Source organism: Paraburkholderia franconis, assembly GCF_009362735.1.
Lineage (GTDB): Bacteria > Pseudomonadota > Gammaproteobacteria > Burkholderiales > Burkholderiaceae > Paraburkholderia > Paraburkholderia franconis.
Map to the genome: position 1 here is coordinate 1 of NZ_WHNP01000116.1, position 14,376 is coordinate 14,376.

16 protein-coding genes are annotated in these 14,376 nt (G+C 59.1%); 8 read left to right on the forward strand and 8 right to left on the reverse strand.

What is annotated here, in order from left to right; all coding sequences use genetic code 11:
• The 5 genes from GCT13_RS44100 to GCT13_RS44120 all read left to right on the forward strand — a co-directional run.
• Nucleotides 1-291: transposase (locus tag GCT13_RS44100; protein WP_152768015.1), on the forward strand; the 291-nt coding region annotated here is incomplete at its 5' end.
• Between the two features lie 613 nt (nucleotides 292-904).
• Nucleotides 905-1,108: a cold-shock protein gene (locus GCT13_RS44105; RefSeq protein ID WP_012406518.1), complete on the forward strand. Its 204-nt coding sequence runs from the start codon at nucleotides 905-907 to the stop codon at nucleotides 1,106-1,108.
• A gap of 398 nt (nucleotides 1,109-1,506) precedes the next feature.
• Nucleotides 1,507-1,716: a hypothetical protein gene (locus tag GCT13_RS44110; RefSeq protein WP_152768016.1), complete on the forward strand. Its 210-nt coding sequence runs from the start codon at nucleotides 1,507-1,509 to the stop codon at nucleotides 1,714-1,716.
• 823 nt (nucleotides 1,717-2,539) lie between these two features.
• Nucleotides 2,540-2,671: a DUF2442 domain-containing protein gene (locus GCT13_RS44115; RefSeq protein ID WP_265335345.1), complete on the forward strand. Its 132-nt coding sequence runs from the start codon at nucleotides 2,540-2,542 to the stop codon at nucleotides 2,669-2,671.
• Entirely contained in the window at nucleotides 2,619-3,221 is a 603-nt protein-coding gene (locus GCT13_RS44120; RefSeq protein ID WP_321575022.1) for an RDD family protein, read from the forward strand. Before GCT13_RS44115 ends, GCT13_RS44120 begins: the two co-directional genes overlap by 53 nt.
• Before the next feature lie 290 nt (nucleotides 3,222-3,511).
• Here GCT13_RS44120 and GCT13_RS44125 read toward each other — a convergent pair whose 3' ends face one another.
• Together GCT13_RS44125 and GCT13_RS44130 are read right to left on the reverse strand one after the other, a co-directional pair.
• Nucleotides 3,512-4,819, reverse strand: coding sequence for a tryptophan leader peptide (locus GCT13_RS44125; RefSeq protein WP_152768017.1), 1,308 nt, complete (start codon nucleotides 4,817-4,819; stop codon nucleotides 3,512-3,514).
• A gap of 362 nt (nucleotides 4,820-5,181) precedes the next feature.
• A complete protein-coding gene (locus GCT13_RS44130) occupies nucleotides 5,182-6,696 on the reverse strand; it encodes a DUF6880 family protein (protein ID WP_407670957.1) in 1,515 nt (504 codons plus the stop codon).
• A gap of 425 nt (nucleotides 6,697-7,121) precedes the next feature.
• Between GCT13_RS44130 and GCT13_RS44135 the strand changes: the two genes are divergently transcribed.
• Nucleotides 7,122-7,721: a short chain dehydrogenase gene (locus GCT13_RS44135; protein ID WP_152768018.1), complete on the forward strand. Its 600-nt coding sequence runs from the start codon at nucleotides 7,122-7,124 to the stop codon at nucleotides 7,719-7,721.
• Nucleotides 7,722-8,391: 670 nt separating this feature from the next.
• Here the strand turns inward: GCT13_RS44135 and GCT13_RS44150 are convergent.
• Entirely contained in the window at nucleotides 8,392-8,721 is a 330-nt protein-coding gene (locus tag GCT13_RS44150) for a hypothetical protein (protein ID WP_152768020.1), read from the reverse strand.
• 1,422 nt (nucleotides 8,722-10,143) lie between these two features.
• Here GCT13_RS44150 and GCT13_RS44160 point away from each other — a divergent pair.
• A complete protein-coding gene (locus GCT13_RS44160; protein ID WP_152768022.1) occupies nucleotides 10,144-10,464 on the forward strand; it encodes a hypothetical protein in 321 nt (106 codons plus the stop codon).
• Between the two features lie 113 nt (nucleotides 10,465-10,577).
• Here GCT13_RS44160 and GCT13_RS44165 read toward each other — a convergent pair whose 3' ends face one another.
• A complete protein-coding gene (locus GCT13_RS44165) occupies nucleotides 10,578-10,754 on the reverse strand; it encodes an FmdB family zinc ribbon protein (RefSeq protein ID WP_152768023.1) in 177 nt (58 codons plus the stop codon).
• A gap of 315 nt (nucleotides 10,755-11,069) precedes the next feature.
• Nucleotides 11,070-11,204, reverse strand: coding sequence for a hypothetical protein (locus tag GCT13_RS50725; protein ID WP_265335344.1), 135 nt, complete (start codon nucleotides 11,202-11,204; stop codon nucleotides 11,070-11,072).
• A 461-nt stretch (nucleotides 11,205-11,665) separates the two neighbouring features.
• On the opposite strand from GCT13_RS50725, the gene GCT13_RS50205 reads away from it, so the two are divergent.
• Nucleotides 11,666-11,974 (forward strand): hypothetical protein, encoded by a 309-nt coding sequence (locus GCT13_RS50205; RefSeq protein ID WP_227747331.1) that lies wholly within the window; start codon nucleotides 11,666-11,668, stop codon nucleotides 11,972-11,974.
• 92 nt (nucleotides 11,975-12,066) lie between these two features.
• On the opposite strand, the gene GCT13_RS51505 is transcribed toward GCT13_RS50205, so the two are convergent.
• The 3 genes from GCT13_RS51505 to GCT13_RS44180 all read right to left on the reverse strand — a co-directional run.
• The gene (locus GCT13_RS51505; RefSeq protein ID WP_227747332.1) at nucleotides 12,067-12,324 is read right to left on the reverse strand and encodes a GNAT family N-acetyltransferase; all 258 of its coding nucleotides are present in this window, start codon (nucleotides 12,322-12,324) and stop codon (nucleotides 12,067-12,069) included.
• Between the two features lie 486 nt (nucleotides 12,325-12,810).
• On the reverse strand, nucleotides 12,811-12,969 hold the full coding sequence (locus tag GCT13_RS48905) for a hypothetical protein (RefSeq protein WP_193727944.1): 159 nt from the start codon (nucleotides 12,967-12,969) through the stop codon (nucleotides 12,811-12,813).
• A gap of 1,169 nt (nucleotides 12,970-14,138) precedes the next feature.
• Nucleotides 14,139-14,376: cupin domain-containing protein (locus GCT13_RS44180; protein ID WP_152767034.1), on the reverse strand; the 238-nt coding region annotated here is incomplete at its 5' end.

The following is a 14,376-nucleotide window of genomic DNA, read 5'->3' on the forward strand; positions in this document are numbered from 1 at the left end:
GACTCGCTGATCCAGCAGGGCGATGGTCGTCCCACCGTGATTGTGCTCGACAACGCGAGCGTTCACCACAGCATCGATCAGCACACGCTGGACCGCTGGTTTCTCGAACACAAGGCGCTCCTGTTCTATCTACCGCCGTACAGTCCCGAACTCAATTTGATTGAGATCGTGTGGAAGCACATGAAATACCACTGGCGGCGTTTCGTCACCTGGACAAAGGAAACCATCGACGCCGAACTCGCCGCGCTTCTATCCGGCTATGGCACCAAATTTCAAATCAATTTCTCGTGAACACTTAAAACGGAATTATGCCGACCGGATATAAGGGCGATTCGTTAGAGATGTCTTTAACTTCTTCGTCTTTCGAAGACTACGTTGAGACATCAAAGCCCTCCAGATGGGTGGGAGTCGTTTTCACGGCTGCAGGCGCTCCGCAGGAGCGCCACGAACGAGCCTGCGGCACCATCAGGACTCGAAGCAGCACCCGAATACGCTAGCACGAGCACCTGAAACCGTCGTGAGCAAGACAGTTCGACCTAACCCACACGCGCTACGCCTGCGCGGACATAACCGTGCCGGGCACGCGAACTGCGTAGACTGCAAATGCAACTCGATTGCTCACCAATTTCAACTGCATCGTGAATTCGATGCGAATGACGGTGCGAGCGTCGTCAGAATTGCCATCGCAGGAAGGTTTACAGGAGGCTTGAGCTGCATGCCCTGTTTGTTCGCTACGGCTACCGGCGGGGGTCTGGGCGTCCGTGAAGTAGCAGGTGACCCGCTGTCCGTGGACGTGCCGATTGGCAGGGTCATCTTGCCGTGATACAAAGTCGTCCGTCGCGGCGGGTCGCACCGTGCGATTCCGCAATCGCGAATGCGACTTTCAACATATACGGGATTAGAAATGGCAACTGGCACAGTGAAATGGTTCAACGATGCAAAGGGCTTCGGCTTCATCACCCCCGACGACGGTGGAGAAGACCTGTTCGCCCACTTCTCCGAAATCAAGACTGAAGGCTTCAAGTCGCTGCAGGAGAACCAGAAGGTCAGCTTCGATGTGAAGATGGGCCCCAAAGGCAAGCAGGCTGCGAACATCAAGCCTGTCTAACGGGTCCGAACGCTCGCCTCTGCTCAATGAATGGCCCGCCCAACGCGGGCCATTCATTTTACTTTTTACCTTCGGCTTTTCAGCCACCCGAAGATGACATTGCGCATTCTGTGCGCGCTTGCGAATGCAGGTCAAACGTCGTGAACAGTTTCGCGCAACCGCAGGCTCGTGCTTCAAAAGACTCGCAACGATGTTGGCATGGTTCCCAGCCGTCATTCAGCAACGCCACCCGGCAGGTTTCACCTGAATGTCGGCTGTCTCGTGGATTCCATGCCTTCAGGCGTTTGTCATATGGCAACGCTATAGTGGCTTGTTCCCCGTATTGTGCTTACCCTCCGCCGTCGCTCGCCATCTCGCGAGCGCGATAGCCTCCGTGCGCAGTTTCATGGAAAGGCCTGATGAAAAAGCCGCTCAGTCACCACGAGATTGCAATGCTACTGGTGTTGTTCAGTGCGCCAGCGCAAGTCGCCCTCGCTGAACCCGATGCAGTCGCGCTTCAGCAGGAACGCCTGGTGGAAGTCGCCCGAACGACTTTCACCAGTGCCGGGTGGCGGCTGACATCCGACGGCAAGGCGCTGCTTCAGCGCCTCGGGTTGATGGCAATTTAAAAAAGCGGAAGCGCTCCTGACCGTATGACATACGAAAATTTGCTCCAAGGCAATCAGGCGCTTGTCATCGTCACGATGTTGGCTCTTCTTGCCGCGTCCATTGTCAGCTGGCGAAGCGGTGTTTGGGGCCGTTCCCGGACGGTCGCGAAGGCGGCGCAAGTCGAGGCGGCCCGCACCGTTGCATTGCTGGAACGCTTGCGGTTCGTGCGCGGTCCCGGTCGCTCGTACAGAGGCGTCAAGTTTTGGCATGAACTCCTCGCGGACCTGGAGCATGCGAATCGTGAGGATGCCCTTTCCTGGGAGGTAGTCCTGGCGGTGACGGAAGCGGTGCAAGCGGAGACTTGTCGCACGGCAAAACTTCGTCCAGTGATTATTCACAGGCCGGACTCGGGCTTGATAGCGCGTGCAAGTATGCGGTTTTCTCCGCGCTCGACACCTCGGTGGCAAAAATTATCACGGTGGCGTGGTCGACGAGCGCGCGAGGTGCGAATGGCCATGCCTTCGTCAGCTACTCCGTCGCAAAATTGGTGCACGGAGGAGCCACCAACACATCGGCCGTTCCTCCGCTTAGTTCAGACGAGCGGACAACGAATTATGAGCAAATGGCAGCGCGTACAACGGCTCCATGTCAAAGCGATTGACGAAGGGCAACAGCAGTCGCTGCTTGATTGACCCTGGTAGCACGCAACAAACATTGGATGCAAACCTATTACGGCCGTTTCGACAAAGGTGCTGTTTGACGACACAAGCCTTGTTGTCGGGTTGAGCGACCGGTCGCGCGTTACGCGCTCCATTGTCACGGTTCCGGCGCCTGGTTGCGGCGTTGCCCGCTCGACATCAGCGAATGCGCATCTCAAGCTCGCGCAAAGGTTCGCATTGGGACGAGCTTGACGAGGACGCCAGTGTGGCCGGACTGCTCTCCGGCCGAAAAGGCACAAGCGGGACTTCCAAATGACATTCCTCAAAAAATGGACTTACCGAATTTCATCGACCACACTGGGCTGGGGCGCCGGAGTCTGCCATCCATCGGTAACGTCGTCGACGCGCGGCTTCTGATGCGCTACGCGACTTATTCGCAGCGCGCCCGCGCCCTGTTCATTGATTCGATATGGTGGACAGTCATCCTGCTGTTCATCCCCTTCGGACCTTCGACCGAAGACATCCTGATGGCACCGGAGACTTTCGTCTCGTCCATCATTCTCTGGCTTATGGCTGGCCAGTGCATCCCGATACTGGTCACTGGCGTAATGTGGGCCGTGTGGGGAACGTCACCGGGAAAGCGCGCGGTGCGCCTTCGAATTGTGGATGCCGATACTGGGCAGCCGATGACCGTGACGCAAGCTATGTTGCGCACTCTCGGCTATTTGTTCACTTTCGCAACATTCGGCGCGGGTTTTTTGTGGGTGCTGTCCAATCCGCGGAAGCAAGCTCTGCATGACCGCGTGGCCAACACGGTGGTGATTGATATTGCAGCCACGGTCAGCAATTTACCGACAAAGAAATGAGAGCGGGTTCCGCAGGTCAGGTGCATCCAACACTGCCTCACCTGATGGACACGTCGCGCCGGTGATGCGAGAAATCGCATGACCTGCATTGCAGTAACCAGGCGGCGACCGTTGGCTCTATTGAGCCCGGTCCGTGTCTCATCTGCAGTCGGTGTTTCTCCTCTGTCGTAGATGTTGCGATGACAGCTTGGGCTGCGTCGCCTTCATCCCCGCTCAGCCCCACAGGTAACAGCCAGGGATGACGTCAGCGCTCATGCTGACGAAGAAGACATGGCACACCGCGAAGGTAATCAGGCCGGCAACTGTCCGGGCGCACCATCCAGAATCCGAAGCTTGTCGCCGATATCGGGAAAATTGTGACCAGCCGCGCGAAGCTCGTTCACAAGCCGATGCGCGGTGGCACAACATTGCGCAAGCGTCTCATGCAATCGTGGTTCGGCCTGCAGGCCAGTCACCGCCTTTTCCAGCTCAGAGGGGGACTCGCTCAGCAGGGCAGGAACGACCTCTTCTGGCGGTATCAGGGACCCGTGGCTCAAAAGCTGAGCGGTCCAGTCGCATCCATACAGCAGCGTGCGTCGCTCGGTCCGTTTCGCTTCTTCCTGCTCCAAGGTGGCAAGGCTGTGCCGGTTCTTGTGAATCGAAGCGCGCCAGGTTGTGAGGATGTCAGCGCGGAGTTTTGCAATTGCGTCACTGAGGGACGCGCTCTGTCCGCCAGCGACGAGGCGGCGTTCATCGAGTCTGTCGACGTGGTCCCGATATCCTTCGAGGTAGGACTGCCAGTTCAAAGGCAGTTCAATCGTCTGGGAGAACGAGCGGCTAACCTCATTAAGCTCGTTCCTGATGTCCTGAAGGGCCTGAGCATCGGCAAGACGTGCCTCATAGACCTCGTGAGCGGTCACCATCTGGCGATGCAAGGGGAAAAGCGGATTGTTGTGGCGTCGTTGCAGGTGTCGCTCGGCAGCGCCGGGATGAGCGCTCCATCTCCAGTTGGGCAGCGATTTTGCATCAAAGTCGACCGCGTCTATCATCGGCCGGAAAACCGCCAGCGCCTCCTCGGTTGCATGGCGAAAACAGTCGGCCAGCTTGTAGTCATTGCCTTGCAGGCTGGCGCCCTCGTTCCCGGCATAAGGAGAGTCCGGCGCAAGCCGGAGTAAGCCGGTAGCAAGAAAGAACTCCATCGGTAGCTCCACGGACAGACCCTCCTGTCGGAAGGCGCGCTGTTCGGCGGAAATGGCCTCGACAGAATGCGCCAGGCGGTTTTCGAGGTCGAGGAGCGCGTCAATCTTGTCGCCGGACGACGGCTGCATTGTGTCGGCGAGCAGGCAGAAAGATTCGCGCACCATTTTTGCCACGATAGTGCCGTGCTTCTCGGCAAAAAACCAGAACCACAGGGCAAGCTGATATCCCCGGACTCCGTCTCGGGCAAGCGGTTCGATGTCGGGCATGAATGTAATGCCCGGCGCGGCCCAGCTCGCGAACGGTGCCGCGTCGCGACCCAGGTACATATCCAGAAGCTGCTTTAACGACTCGTGCGTACCGCTCGGCCAGCTGCGCATCTCGTTGTGTCGCTTCTCGGTTTTCCAGAGTTTCCAGGCCATTCCGAACCTCGCAAAGGTTTGCGGTGCGCGCTGGCAGAGATACTTGCATATTCGGCGGGGCGCGTAAACCGGCGAGTGCCCTTGCTGTTCCGGAGGAGTCGCAACAGCCCGACGGGGTTCAAGGCGGGTCAAGACGCTATGACGGTGAACCAGCTTTTGGTGGATTCGTGCCGCCATAAGCCTGGCTTTCCCCGCCTGCTTCACCCTGGTCTGGAGCTACGGCGAGCATGTCGAACGAAGCGTGACGTTGACAAGGCCTTGACGTGGGTATGGACAGTTTCGCGGCCGCAACAGAAGCAGCATGAAAGACTGGATTCTGCGCGCGCTACAGTTGGACCATCGCTACAACATAGACAGCACCTTCAGCCCAGCGTCGCCAGTAACTTCATAAAATTGCGTTTCGCACGATAGCTTTCCCGGATACTCTCCAGCTCATCGGCAAACTCGGCGTGCTCATTCAGTTGCGCCCGCAGGTTCCCAATGGTCCGCACGATGCCGAACGCTTCATCATAACGGGCGTTCCGTGTGCCACTGTCAGCGGCAACGGGCAGCAACCGGTGATAAAGCGCAATGGCGTCGTGTGGATGAGTCTTCGCGCGAACGGACGCCATCGTTGCCCACATATGTGTCGCCACCGGACCGCCGCAAAAAGCTTCCCAGGCCGCATCGGGGTCACGCCGGTCAAGAAAAATTCTGACCAGTTCCGTGCGCGTCATCGAATGCCAGACACCGCGCTTCACTTTGGTCGGCGCCTCCTCGGTGCGAACGAGCGACCAGAGATGACTGAGCGCGCGTTCGCATGTCGCATCAGGATGGCCGGTAGCCTTTGCGACATCCATCAATGCGACGAACGCGTCTGCAACCGGGCGCATCTCGAAGCGCTGCCACGCGAACGCATCGGCTTTTGCGAACTCGCCACGGCGCCGGTATTCCTGAATGCAAAAGTCCAGCAGGCGCTGGTCCACATTCTTCCCCGATTCCGCAAGACCGCGCTTGGCCCACGACAAGGCGTCGTCGGAGCGGTCATGCTTCGCACACAGTTCCGCCACTTGCAGGAAGCGGTAAGGACTCGACAGGTCCTTCGAACGGATGCGAATCAGTGCGCCGAGGTCGCCGTCGCGCTCCGCCAGCGATGTCATTGCATGTTCCAGTCGCATGCGCAGCGGGTCGAACGACCTGCGGTATTCATTGCCTGGTGCCAGTGCGGGCAGACCGTCCCATCCTTCTTCCACAAGCTCGCGGTACCTGCGAAGTCCCAGGTCGCCTAACGCCTCCCCGTAAGCCGGCAGCGCATCGTAGAACGTGTCCCACGCACTTTCCGTCTGGGCGCGGAACAGTCGCTCTGCCAGCTTCGTCGGGTCTGGCCGGGTCTGCAGGCACGCGTCGAGATGGACGGCGGCAAGCTCCATGATGGCCGGCATCACATCGCCCCCGGAGTCATCAATCTGTTCGAGACTGTTTTCAGCGCCCGCGATGGCCAGTTCAGCGAGTTCCACGACCTGGCCGGCGTGTGGACTTGCGAGACGTTGTCGCAGCATGTCTGCTAGTGACATCAGGCCATCGCCATACGCGCCCGCCTCACGCCAGTCGAGCGGCCGCGAGATGCGCGTCGCCTGTCGCACCGCTGTCTTCATGCTTTGCAAGTCACCGGCGGCCGCTGCGCGCGCCGCGAAAAGCAGTTTGTCGCGCAGCGTCATATCGCGCTCGGCGGCCTCCAGCAACAGGTCGCGTACGGCTTTCTCGTTGAGCGTCTCCACGTATTCGCGAATCAGCTCTTCGTACGTCTTGCGCTTCTGGCGGGGCTTCGCCGGCTCCACGTCGTCGGCATGGAACACCTCCTCGCCAGCGTTCTCGAGCCACGACAGCGCGACCGCCACGACATGCTTGCAGACGATGCCATCCTCGCCGACCGGACAGTCGCATTCGTAGGTCAGCTCGCCGTTGTCGCTGACGCCGAGCTCGACTCTGCACGGACATGCGCGCGGAGCACGCCATCACGCTCATCGAGCCGCGATACTGCCCCCTCGTGGAAATAGGCCTTGCCCCGGGCAAATGTTTTCAGGTCAGCGAGCGACTGGATTTCAGCGAGCGTGATGACATCACAAAGTGGTGATTCGCAGGACATGGCGTGTCAGTTTCTTCACGTGGGTCAACTGGGCATTCTAGCCCGCCTGCCGCGCAGCACCGCGTAAGTAGCGGTGTTCGCATTGCCGCGAGCGGTAGTACCATATGCGTTCGTCTTCACGCCACGCGCGATGTATCGCACCGCGTGGGCTGCGACCTTTCCGGATAAGGAGGAGCCATGCGCGTACTGATAGTCGGCGCAACAGGACTGCTCGGCACGGAAATCGTTCGACTGCTCTCGCCCGACCACCAGGTCATTGGCGCCAGCCGCCACGGCCCGGACCTGTCCGTGGACCTCGCCGACAACGGGGCCATCGCTTCCATGTATCAGCAGCTCGGCACCGTGGACGCCGTGATTTGCGCTGCAGGTGCAGCGAAATTTGCACCGCTTGAATCGCTGACAGATGAAGACTTCGCGTTCAGTCTGGTGAACAAGCTGATGGGACAGGTCAATCTCGTCCGGTGCTCGGTCGGCCATCTCGCGCAAGGCGGGTCGCTGACGCTGACTTCCGGCATACTGGCCCAACACCCCGTGGCCGGAAGCGCAGCCGTGAGCATCGTAAACGCAGGCGTCGAGGCATTCGGCAGGTCAGCGGCGCTCGAACTGAAGGGCAAGGCACGGGTCAACGTCGTCAGTCCGGGCTGGGTTTCAGAAACGCTTGCAGCGATGGGGCAGGCCCGCTCTGCGGGCGTTCCTGCGGCGGCGGTGGCCCAGGCGTACAGGCGTAGCCTGGTAGAGGACATCACGGGAGAAGTCATTCAGGTCGGGAAGTGGTAAAGCAGCGCCGCAGTCGTTCAACGTCCTGTCGTCGCAGCAACGGCGTTCTACTTCAATCTTGCTGTTTTGACTCGTAGCAACGCGGCGTTTCATACTTAACCGCAGCCAGGCCAGGTATTGAGGAAACGACCATGAGCCTCGCCGGCAAGACACTATTCATGTCAGGAGGTAGGTAGTCGCGGTATCGGGCTTGCCATTGCGCTCCGTGCGGCACGTGACGGCGCGAACATTGTGATTGCAGCGAAGACGGCCGACCCGGTGGCTCACCTCTGCAATGCCTGGATTCGTCTACTTCGAGGCAGCGCGCTCATTCTCTCGCACCTTCCCGGAAGCTGAGTCCGATGAGACACACGCTTCCAACGCGACGATGGCTTTCCTCGCGACCGCCAAAGTTTCCTCACATACAGCGAGTTCCTGCGACTGAGGACATCCGCCGTATGCACCTACTTGTGCAAGCGCTCGTCGTGCCTTTCTGAGAGCACCTTCCGGAGACCCGGCATCTGCAATCAGGGCAGCAAGATTGAAGACAGTGCCCGAGGGCAACGATACGTAATCCGGGCATGCGGATTCGGCTGAGGTCCCGACCATAAGAAGAGCCGCAAACATGCCGGGCGCAAGAGCAGTGGAACGGCTGAGATGACTAAGAGTGGTACTCATGGTTGGCTTCTCCTTAAGCCCCTTGGTCCGGAGGCTGCCTAATGATGGCGGCCTGAATGCGACCATTCTTAGGGTTTTGATTGAGAAGATTTACGCTGACCGCCGATGGACCCGCCTTGTTTGTGGATTGCGGATGGTTGCCGCCACCGTTGAAGCAAGCGAACACGGCAGTGGCGCTTCCGGTTAAGGTGTAGTTTACGTTGGTATTCCCCAGTCCACGCTCGTCAAATGCTACAGCGAGCGTCCCGTTATCGAGGACGTTGGCCACAGCGCTAAAGAAAAATGCGGCTAAAGCCGTGGCCACAATGGAAAATAGAACTACACCTAATGTCAGCTTCTTCATTTTCCCTCGCTTTGAGAATGAAAACCGGTAAGTCGCATATAGCTGCGTCTCTACGGAGGTTCCGCTTGTGATAGTGGGCCTCCATAGGCTGCAGAGAGAGAAATGAGTCATGAATCATGTCTTGGTTCGCCGCCTGCCGAGTCCCCGTATTTGTTCATGAAATCGCAATCTCGCGGGCCTCTCGCGGATGATGAGGGAAGCGAATCCGCGAGAGGCTATTATTGCCTGACTGGTTTAGTGACCGCTGTCGGCATTGCATTGAGGCAGATGACCACAAGTGGCCCATCCCGAGCGACCTACACCACTCGCACTGCTGCTTCCGGAAACACCACCATACCCGGAGGTACTGGCGCTGGTGCTGGTATTGGCAGAGGTCGATGCTGACTGCGCATTCTGCTGTCCGGACATGTCTTGCGTTTGCGCTACGCCTGCTAAAGAGAGCGAACCCAGGAGCGCTGCAGACAGGAGAAAGGTTGTCTTCATAATTTACTCCTTCAACACGAAATCGCGTTTCAGTTCTTGCATCCGCTTTGAATGGGCAATAGTTGAGCGACGGCACGCGCCTCAGGTAGACGCCGCCGACGACTTCGGCTGCTTGCCGGGATGACCCGGTTGGGGCCTAGCTCTAGGCTTTATGCCGGGCTTTTGGGAGAAAACGTAACGCGGCAAAGCCGCGAGTGGCGGTCGAGGCGACAGGAGCACCTGAAGAATCGCCAGGGGGGCCGGTAAGCCCGGTGCGCAAAGGGAGGCGCACGCTTAACGATAGACCTTCATTCAAAAAAAGATACTGGAATTTGAAAGGTTGTACCTCGTGTTGGGCGTCCGGTGCCCGCTGCCTCTCTTCAACTTAAAAACATCAGTAACTCAAGCAATGAATATTGCCAAAAATGAGTTCCATACCGGGCTCTTTCGTTGTAAGTGAAACACACCGGGATTATTTTGATATACCTGTGAATAGCTTGTGATTGAGCGTTATTCGAGACGGCATCGAAACGTCAAAAAGCGTGTCCTGCTTTGCTGAAGGCAGGTCAACTTATAAGCATGCTGCCATTGAAGAGCTACGCTGCTGTGTTTCTCGTCCTTGTTCTCCTTTAAGGCGTCGGAATCTCGGCCCATTGAACTGTTTCAAAACACGCCCTCCTTCAAGAATCCACCAAGTCGTTCGTCTATGCGGTAGCTACAGCGCAGTCGGGCAGTGCGATTCGAGGCCTCTCCTGGTCGCAACCCGCATCGAGCGTCGACCGTGTCACTTAAAGCAGCAGAACACGACCAACTCTTACCCCAGGCTCTTGACGCCACAAGCGTCCAGCGTATCCGGGTTGAATCGACCGTCTGTGCACCGCCGCTGTGCAGATGGTCGTCGTCATTAGCGGCACATCAGTCTCGACGCACCAAGCGTGTCGAACTTGCAGGAGATGTATCATGAAGCACTCACTGAAGGTCGCCGTGGCCACCGGGGCCGTCGTTGCACTCTGTGCCACGGGCGCCGCGTTTGCGGACGGCGGTGGAAATGGCAATGGTGGGAGTGGCGGGGGCAACGCGCATGGCGCGGCGACTGCCGGCATGACCTACCACGGAGACCCTGTCTCGAGCGCGCTGGATACGATGCACGGCGAAATGAACAACAACACATCCGGGTATGGCGGCGTATCCGAAAGCACCAGCGCAAGTGGTAGCTTAGCCCCCGCGGGATTGGCTACCTGTGGTCATTTGCCACGATGCAACGCCGACGGTGGCAATTAACAAAGAAGTCGAAAACGGTGGGGCTTTCGCGGATTAGCTTGCCTCATCCGCGAAAGACCCTGCCGTGTGATGGCCGGCAAAATCACGGTCGCTTGGCGCGCCGCAGCCTGAGGCTACTGGCTTCCGCGGACGAATCGCACGCCGCCATCCAATTCCAGCACAACGGGTTCGCCGCACGAATCGCAATTTCCCGGTTCTCCTTCGTGCGAATCATCGTCGAGATACACATCGCCGGCATGGCCGCATGCCTTGCACCGATAAACGTAGAGGACCTGCTCGTCGGTTGCCATGATGCCGCTCCTTGCCGGGATGCTAGCGTTCAGTCAGTGATGAGCCCGGTGATGTCGACGCTCGACGCGGGGGCCCGTGCAGTCGACTGGCCACGGCCTGCCTTGCACGCTCAGTCAGGCTGGCGCCCTGTTCGGGCTCTGTCACGCGCGCGATGAACTCCACCTGGTCGGAGGTGCGCTGCGAGTTCTTCCTCACCGTATGGCCGACCCTCACCCAGATTCTCTCAATCGCCATCGTGCCTTCTCCCACCCAGGCTTCCCCGCCAGGTTGGCGCCGTGCCCGTGACAGGACGGCGGACGGGTAGCACGCTCAGTTTAGCGCCGCCCGGCGCGCATCAAACGCACACCTGGAAGGTGGGCTCGGCAGACCTGATACTTCAGACAAACCTGGGCGGCAAACAGCACCGGCTGCTCACGCGTGCGCGCGGCGGCGGCGAGCGATGCCTGCATCGTGACGTCGTCGCGCAGAAGCGCGCGGAACTGCGCGCGATGCTGCCAGATGTGCTCGCCACCGGTGCCCTTTTGCGGCAGACCCTCGTAGCTTCATAGGAACAACACCGGCTCGGCCACTCCCGGGCACGGTACTCGCGCAACGGCACATGGCACTCCAGTTCCGCCCACTCAAACGGTAGGTCAGCCAGCTCGCCCTCGTAGCGGAACCGGAAGCCCTCGCCCGACTGACCATCGAGTGCCTCGTGCCGATCTTCCCGACGCTGCGACCACTCTTCGGTCCACGCGCGAAATATTCCGTTTCAGAACTCACAAGCCCAAAGTCAACATCCTGGTCGACCGCCGCGTTGATGAGATAAGGCGCGAAATGGTCGGCGACAACCCGCGAGAAGACGCGCATCGGTGTCTATGGAGTTGTGTCTATCCAACGGCGGTCGCTTTCAGACTTGCTGGAGGGAAACATGCGAAACGTAAATGACCGGTCACTGCGTCGTCAGGTCGAAAAGTGGCTCGCGCCGGCTTCCGCGACACCGGTTCGTGTGACCGAATTCGGTCGTACGCGACTGGGACGACGACGTTATGTGCGCGCCGAGACGTCATCAGCAGATGGAGTACGCGAATTGTTTTTCTTTCGTCACGACGACGGCAGCTGGTGTGTGTTTCCGCCCACCACCGCCAGCCTGAGGCCAACCCCAGAGCCGCCCGTTGCGCAGGTAGCCGCAGCCTGCTCTGCACAAGGCCCGTCGCCCCCCCGCGGTCACCTGATATAGGCCAAGGCAAAAAACGAAAACGCGACTACCCACAACAATGTCATACTTCACCGGGTAAGGTTCAGCTGAAAAAAGTTCGGGTCATGCAAGATTCACTCTGCCGGCTCGCGCCACATGGACCACACTCGAGGTTCTTCTGCCGGCTCTGAAGTAGATAGCACGTCAAATCCGAACGCCGAATAAAACGGGAGATTGCGGGGTTCGGCTGTCTCAAGATAGCTGCCGACCTTATTCTGGTCGCAAAGGCGGAGTCCCGTCGTCAGCAAGGCACTACCAACGCCGCTCCCCTGCCTGTCTGGTTCCACGCCCAGAACACCGAGATACCAGAATCGTCGACCGACTGGGTGCATTCGCTCAAGATGGCCCAGCACACGCAATTTGGCCGGGAGTTACGCTACACAAGTGGCCAGCATCATGCTCGGCAGTAGCCACAAGTGTTCTGTTAGCGACAGCGGGTAACGCCCCGGAGGCAAACAAAGAGCAGCAGTCCGGTCATCGTTGGTGGAAACAAAACCCTTCTGCTCAAAGACGCGAAGAAAGAGCCGATAAACGGATACCAGCCTCTGTCGGCGAATCGCGTCCTCCAGAAAGACATATTGGGCGAGAGGGTCGCCGGAAAACGCCCGCGCCATTCAGGCTATCGCCTCCTTCTCCGACGAAGACAGTTCTTTGACCATCGACGCTTAGGCCGACGAGAACTCGTTCGCATTCGGGAATTCGCACCACCCGTCGGTAAGTCGAGACCAAGCCAGTATCGTAGGCTCACCTCCTTTTCAGGAGAAGATGGTGGGCTTCGTCGCCGAATGGAAACGCCCCGTTTGAGGGGCGTTTCCATTTCAGGCTTTCGACTTGTTCTTGGGTCGCTGCTTGGTCATTTGAGGGCTTTTCGCGCCCTGCACCTTTCCGGCGGCCTTCGCCGGCGAGGCTACCTTCTTCTTGCTCGACATTTCGGCTTCAGCCCCGTGAGCAGGCGAGGCCTTTCTGGGCGATGGCATGATGTACTCCTTAAGTCTCGTACCGTTATGGCACTTTCCACGATAGGTGGCGTGCTGGCGAGAATCAAGGCTCGAATGCCACGCAACCTGAGCACGCCCGGCGAAAAGTCCGTCGAGTCTCGAGAGGTCCTGCGGTCGCGCGCTCGTCCGGTTGTCGCAACGAGACTATGGCCGCAGAGTTGATGGCAGTGATTCGTGCGGATGGGACTGGGTTGCCGGAGATTCGCACAATCCAGGCGCAGTAGCGCCAAATGGCGGGTCAATGCTTCGTTGGATTCTTCCGTTGTGGACCGCGTATCCCCGTTTTCTTGCCCTGGCGATGGTCATCGCATTGAGACCAAAACGCTTCGGCGCATTGGAGGCGGCCGAGGACTCCGGTTGGGAAGGATGCAGCCCCAAAGTAGCGACAAGTTCTCTGCCATACACCGACCGAGGTCGGAATTCGGGTCGTTGTTCCCCGAGTGAGCAGCGCGGCCCTGGCTGGGTGGTCAGGGGTCGCCATGTGGCCGCGTTGCGGTGAACTGAAAGGCGGAATAGACTCGCGCTGGAGCGCCATCAATACGTGGGAGACGACGATTCATTTCTCCAGGAGACAGGTTAGCCCTCGGCGGTCATGGGTCGCACCTCACGCAAAGGAACGGATAAGCCAGCGGTCAACTCTGTCGGCAACATCTGTTCGAGAAATGTTGGACGCAGGTCGATGCGTGTCACTTGGGGAGTTCCCGCCCGACCGGCGCTTTTGCCTCGTTTACAGCAAAGGGGACGACCGCTGTTTCGTCGTCGTGCAAGACATCGGAAACTGTGCTGTCGTTACCGTTCTGCCGCTCTGGATGTGGAACAACGACGCCCTTTCCGAAAGCTCGCCGCAGGCGGACGAGGCTCGGAGGCTTGCGCTCGAGCCACGGTCGCGCCAGCCAAAACGAGAAAATCCCAGGTACCAGTCGAGACGCCGTACCGGCGTTTTCCGCCGGAGGCAACGAACCAGCTGAGAGCGTACTGCCGCTTGCTGACGACGCCGGAATGCATCATGTGCGGCTTCTCGCGCGCGCCCGAAGCGGCTCTCGCCCGGTTCAGCTCAACAAGGGCGCATCCATAGCCCGGACTGACACCTTCTCGAGCATGACCACGACCGACGGGGAACTTGCGCCCCGGCCAAGGAAACCGCGACGTCAAACTTGAACCAAAGCGAGAAGCGCCGGCACGTCGCCAATGACACGACTCTGATGCCCCTTGCCCGTCGTGTCCTCAAGCAGTATCGCGCTGCCTGCCGCGACGCGACGTCGTTCACCGTCACTGGCCTCGAACTCAATCTCCCCGCTGAGAAAAAATACCCACAGGCACATGGGCGAAGGATGAAGGTCGCCGACCCATCCGCTGGGCACGCGCACAAATCCGCAGCGGCTCGCT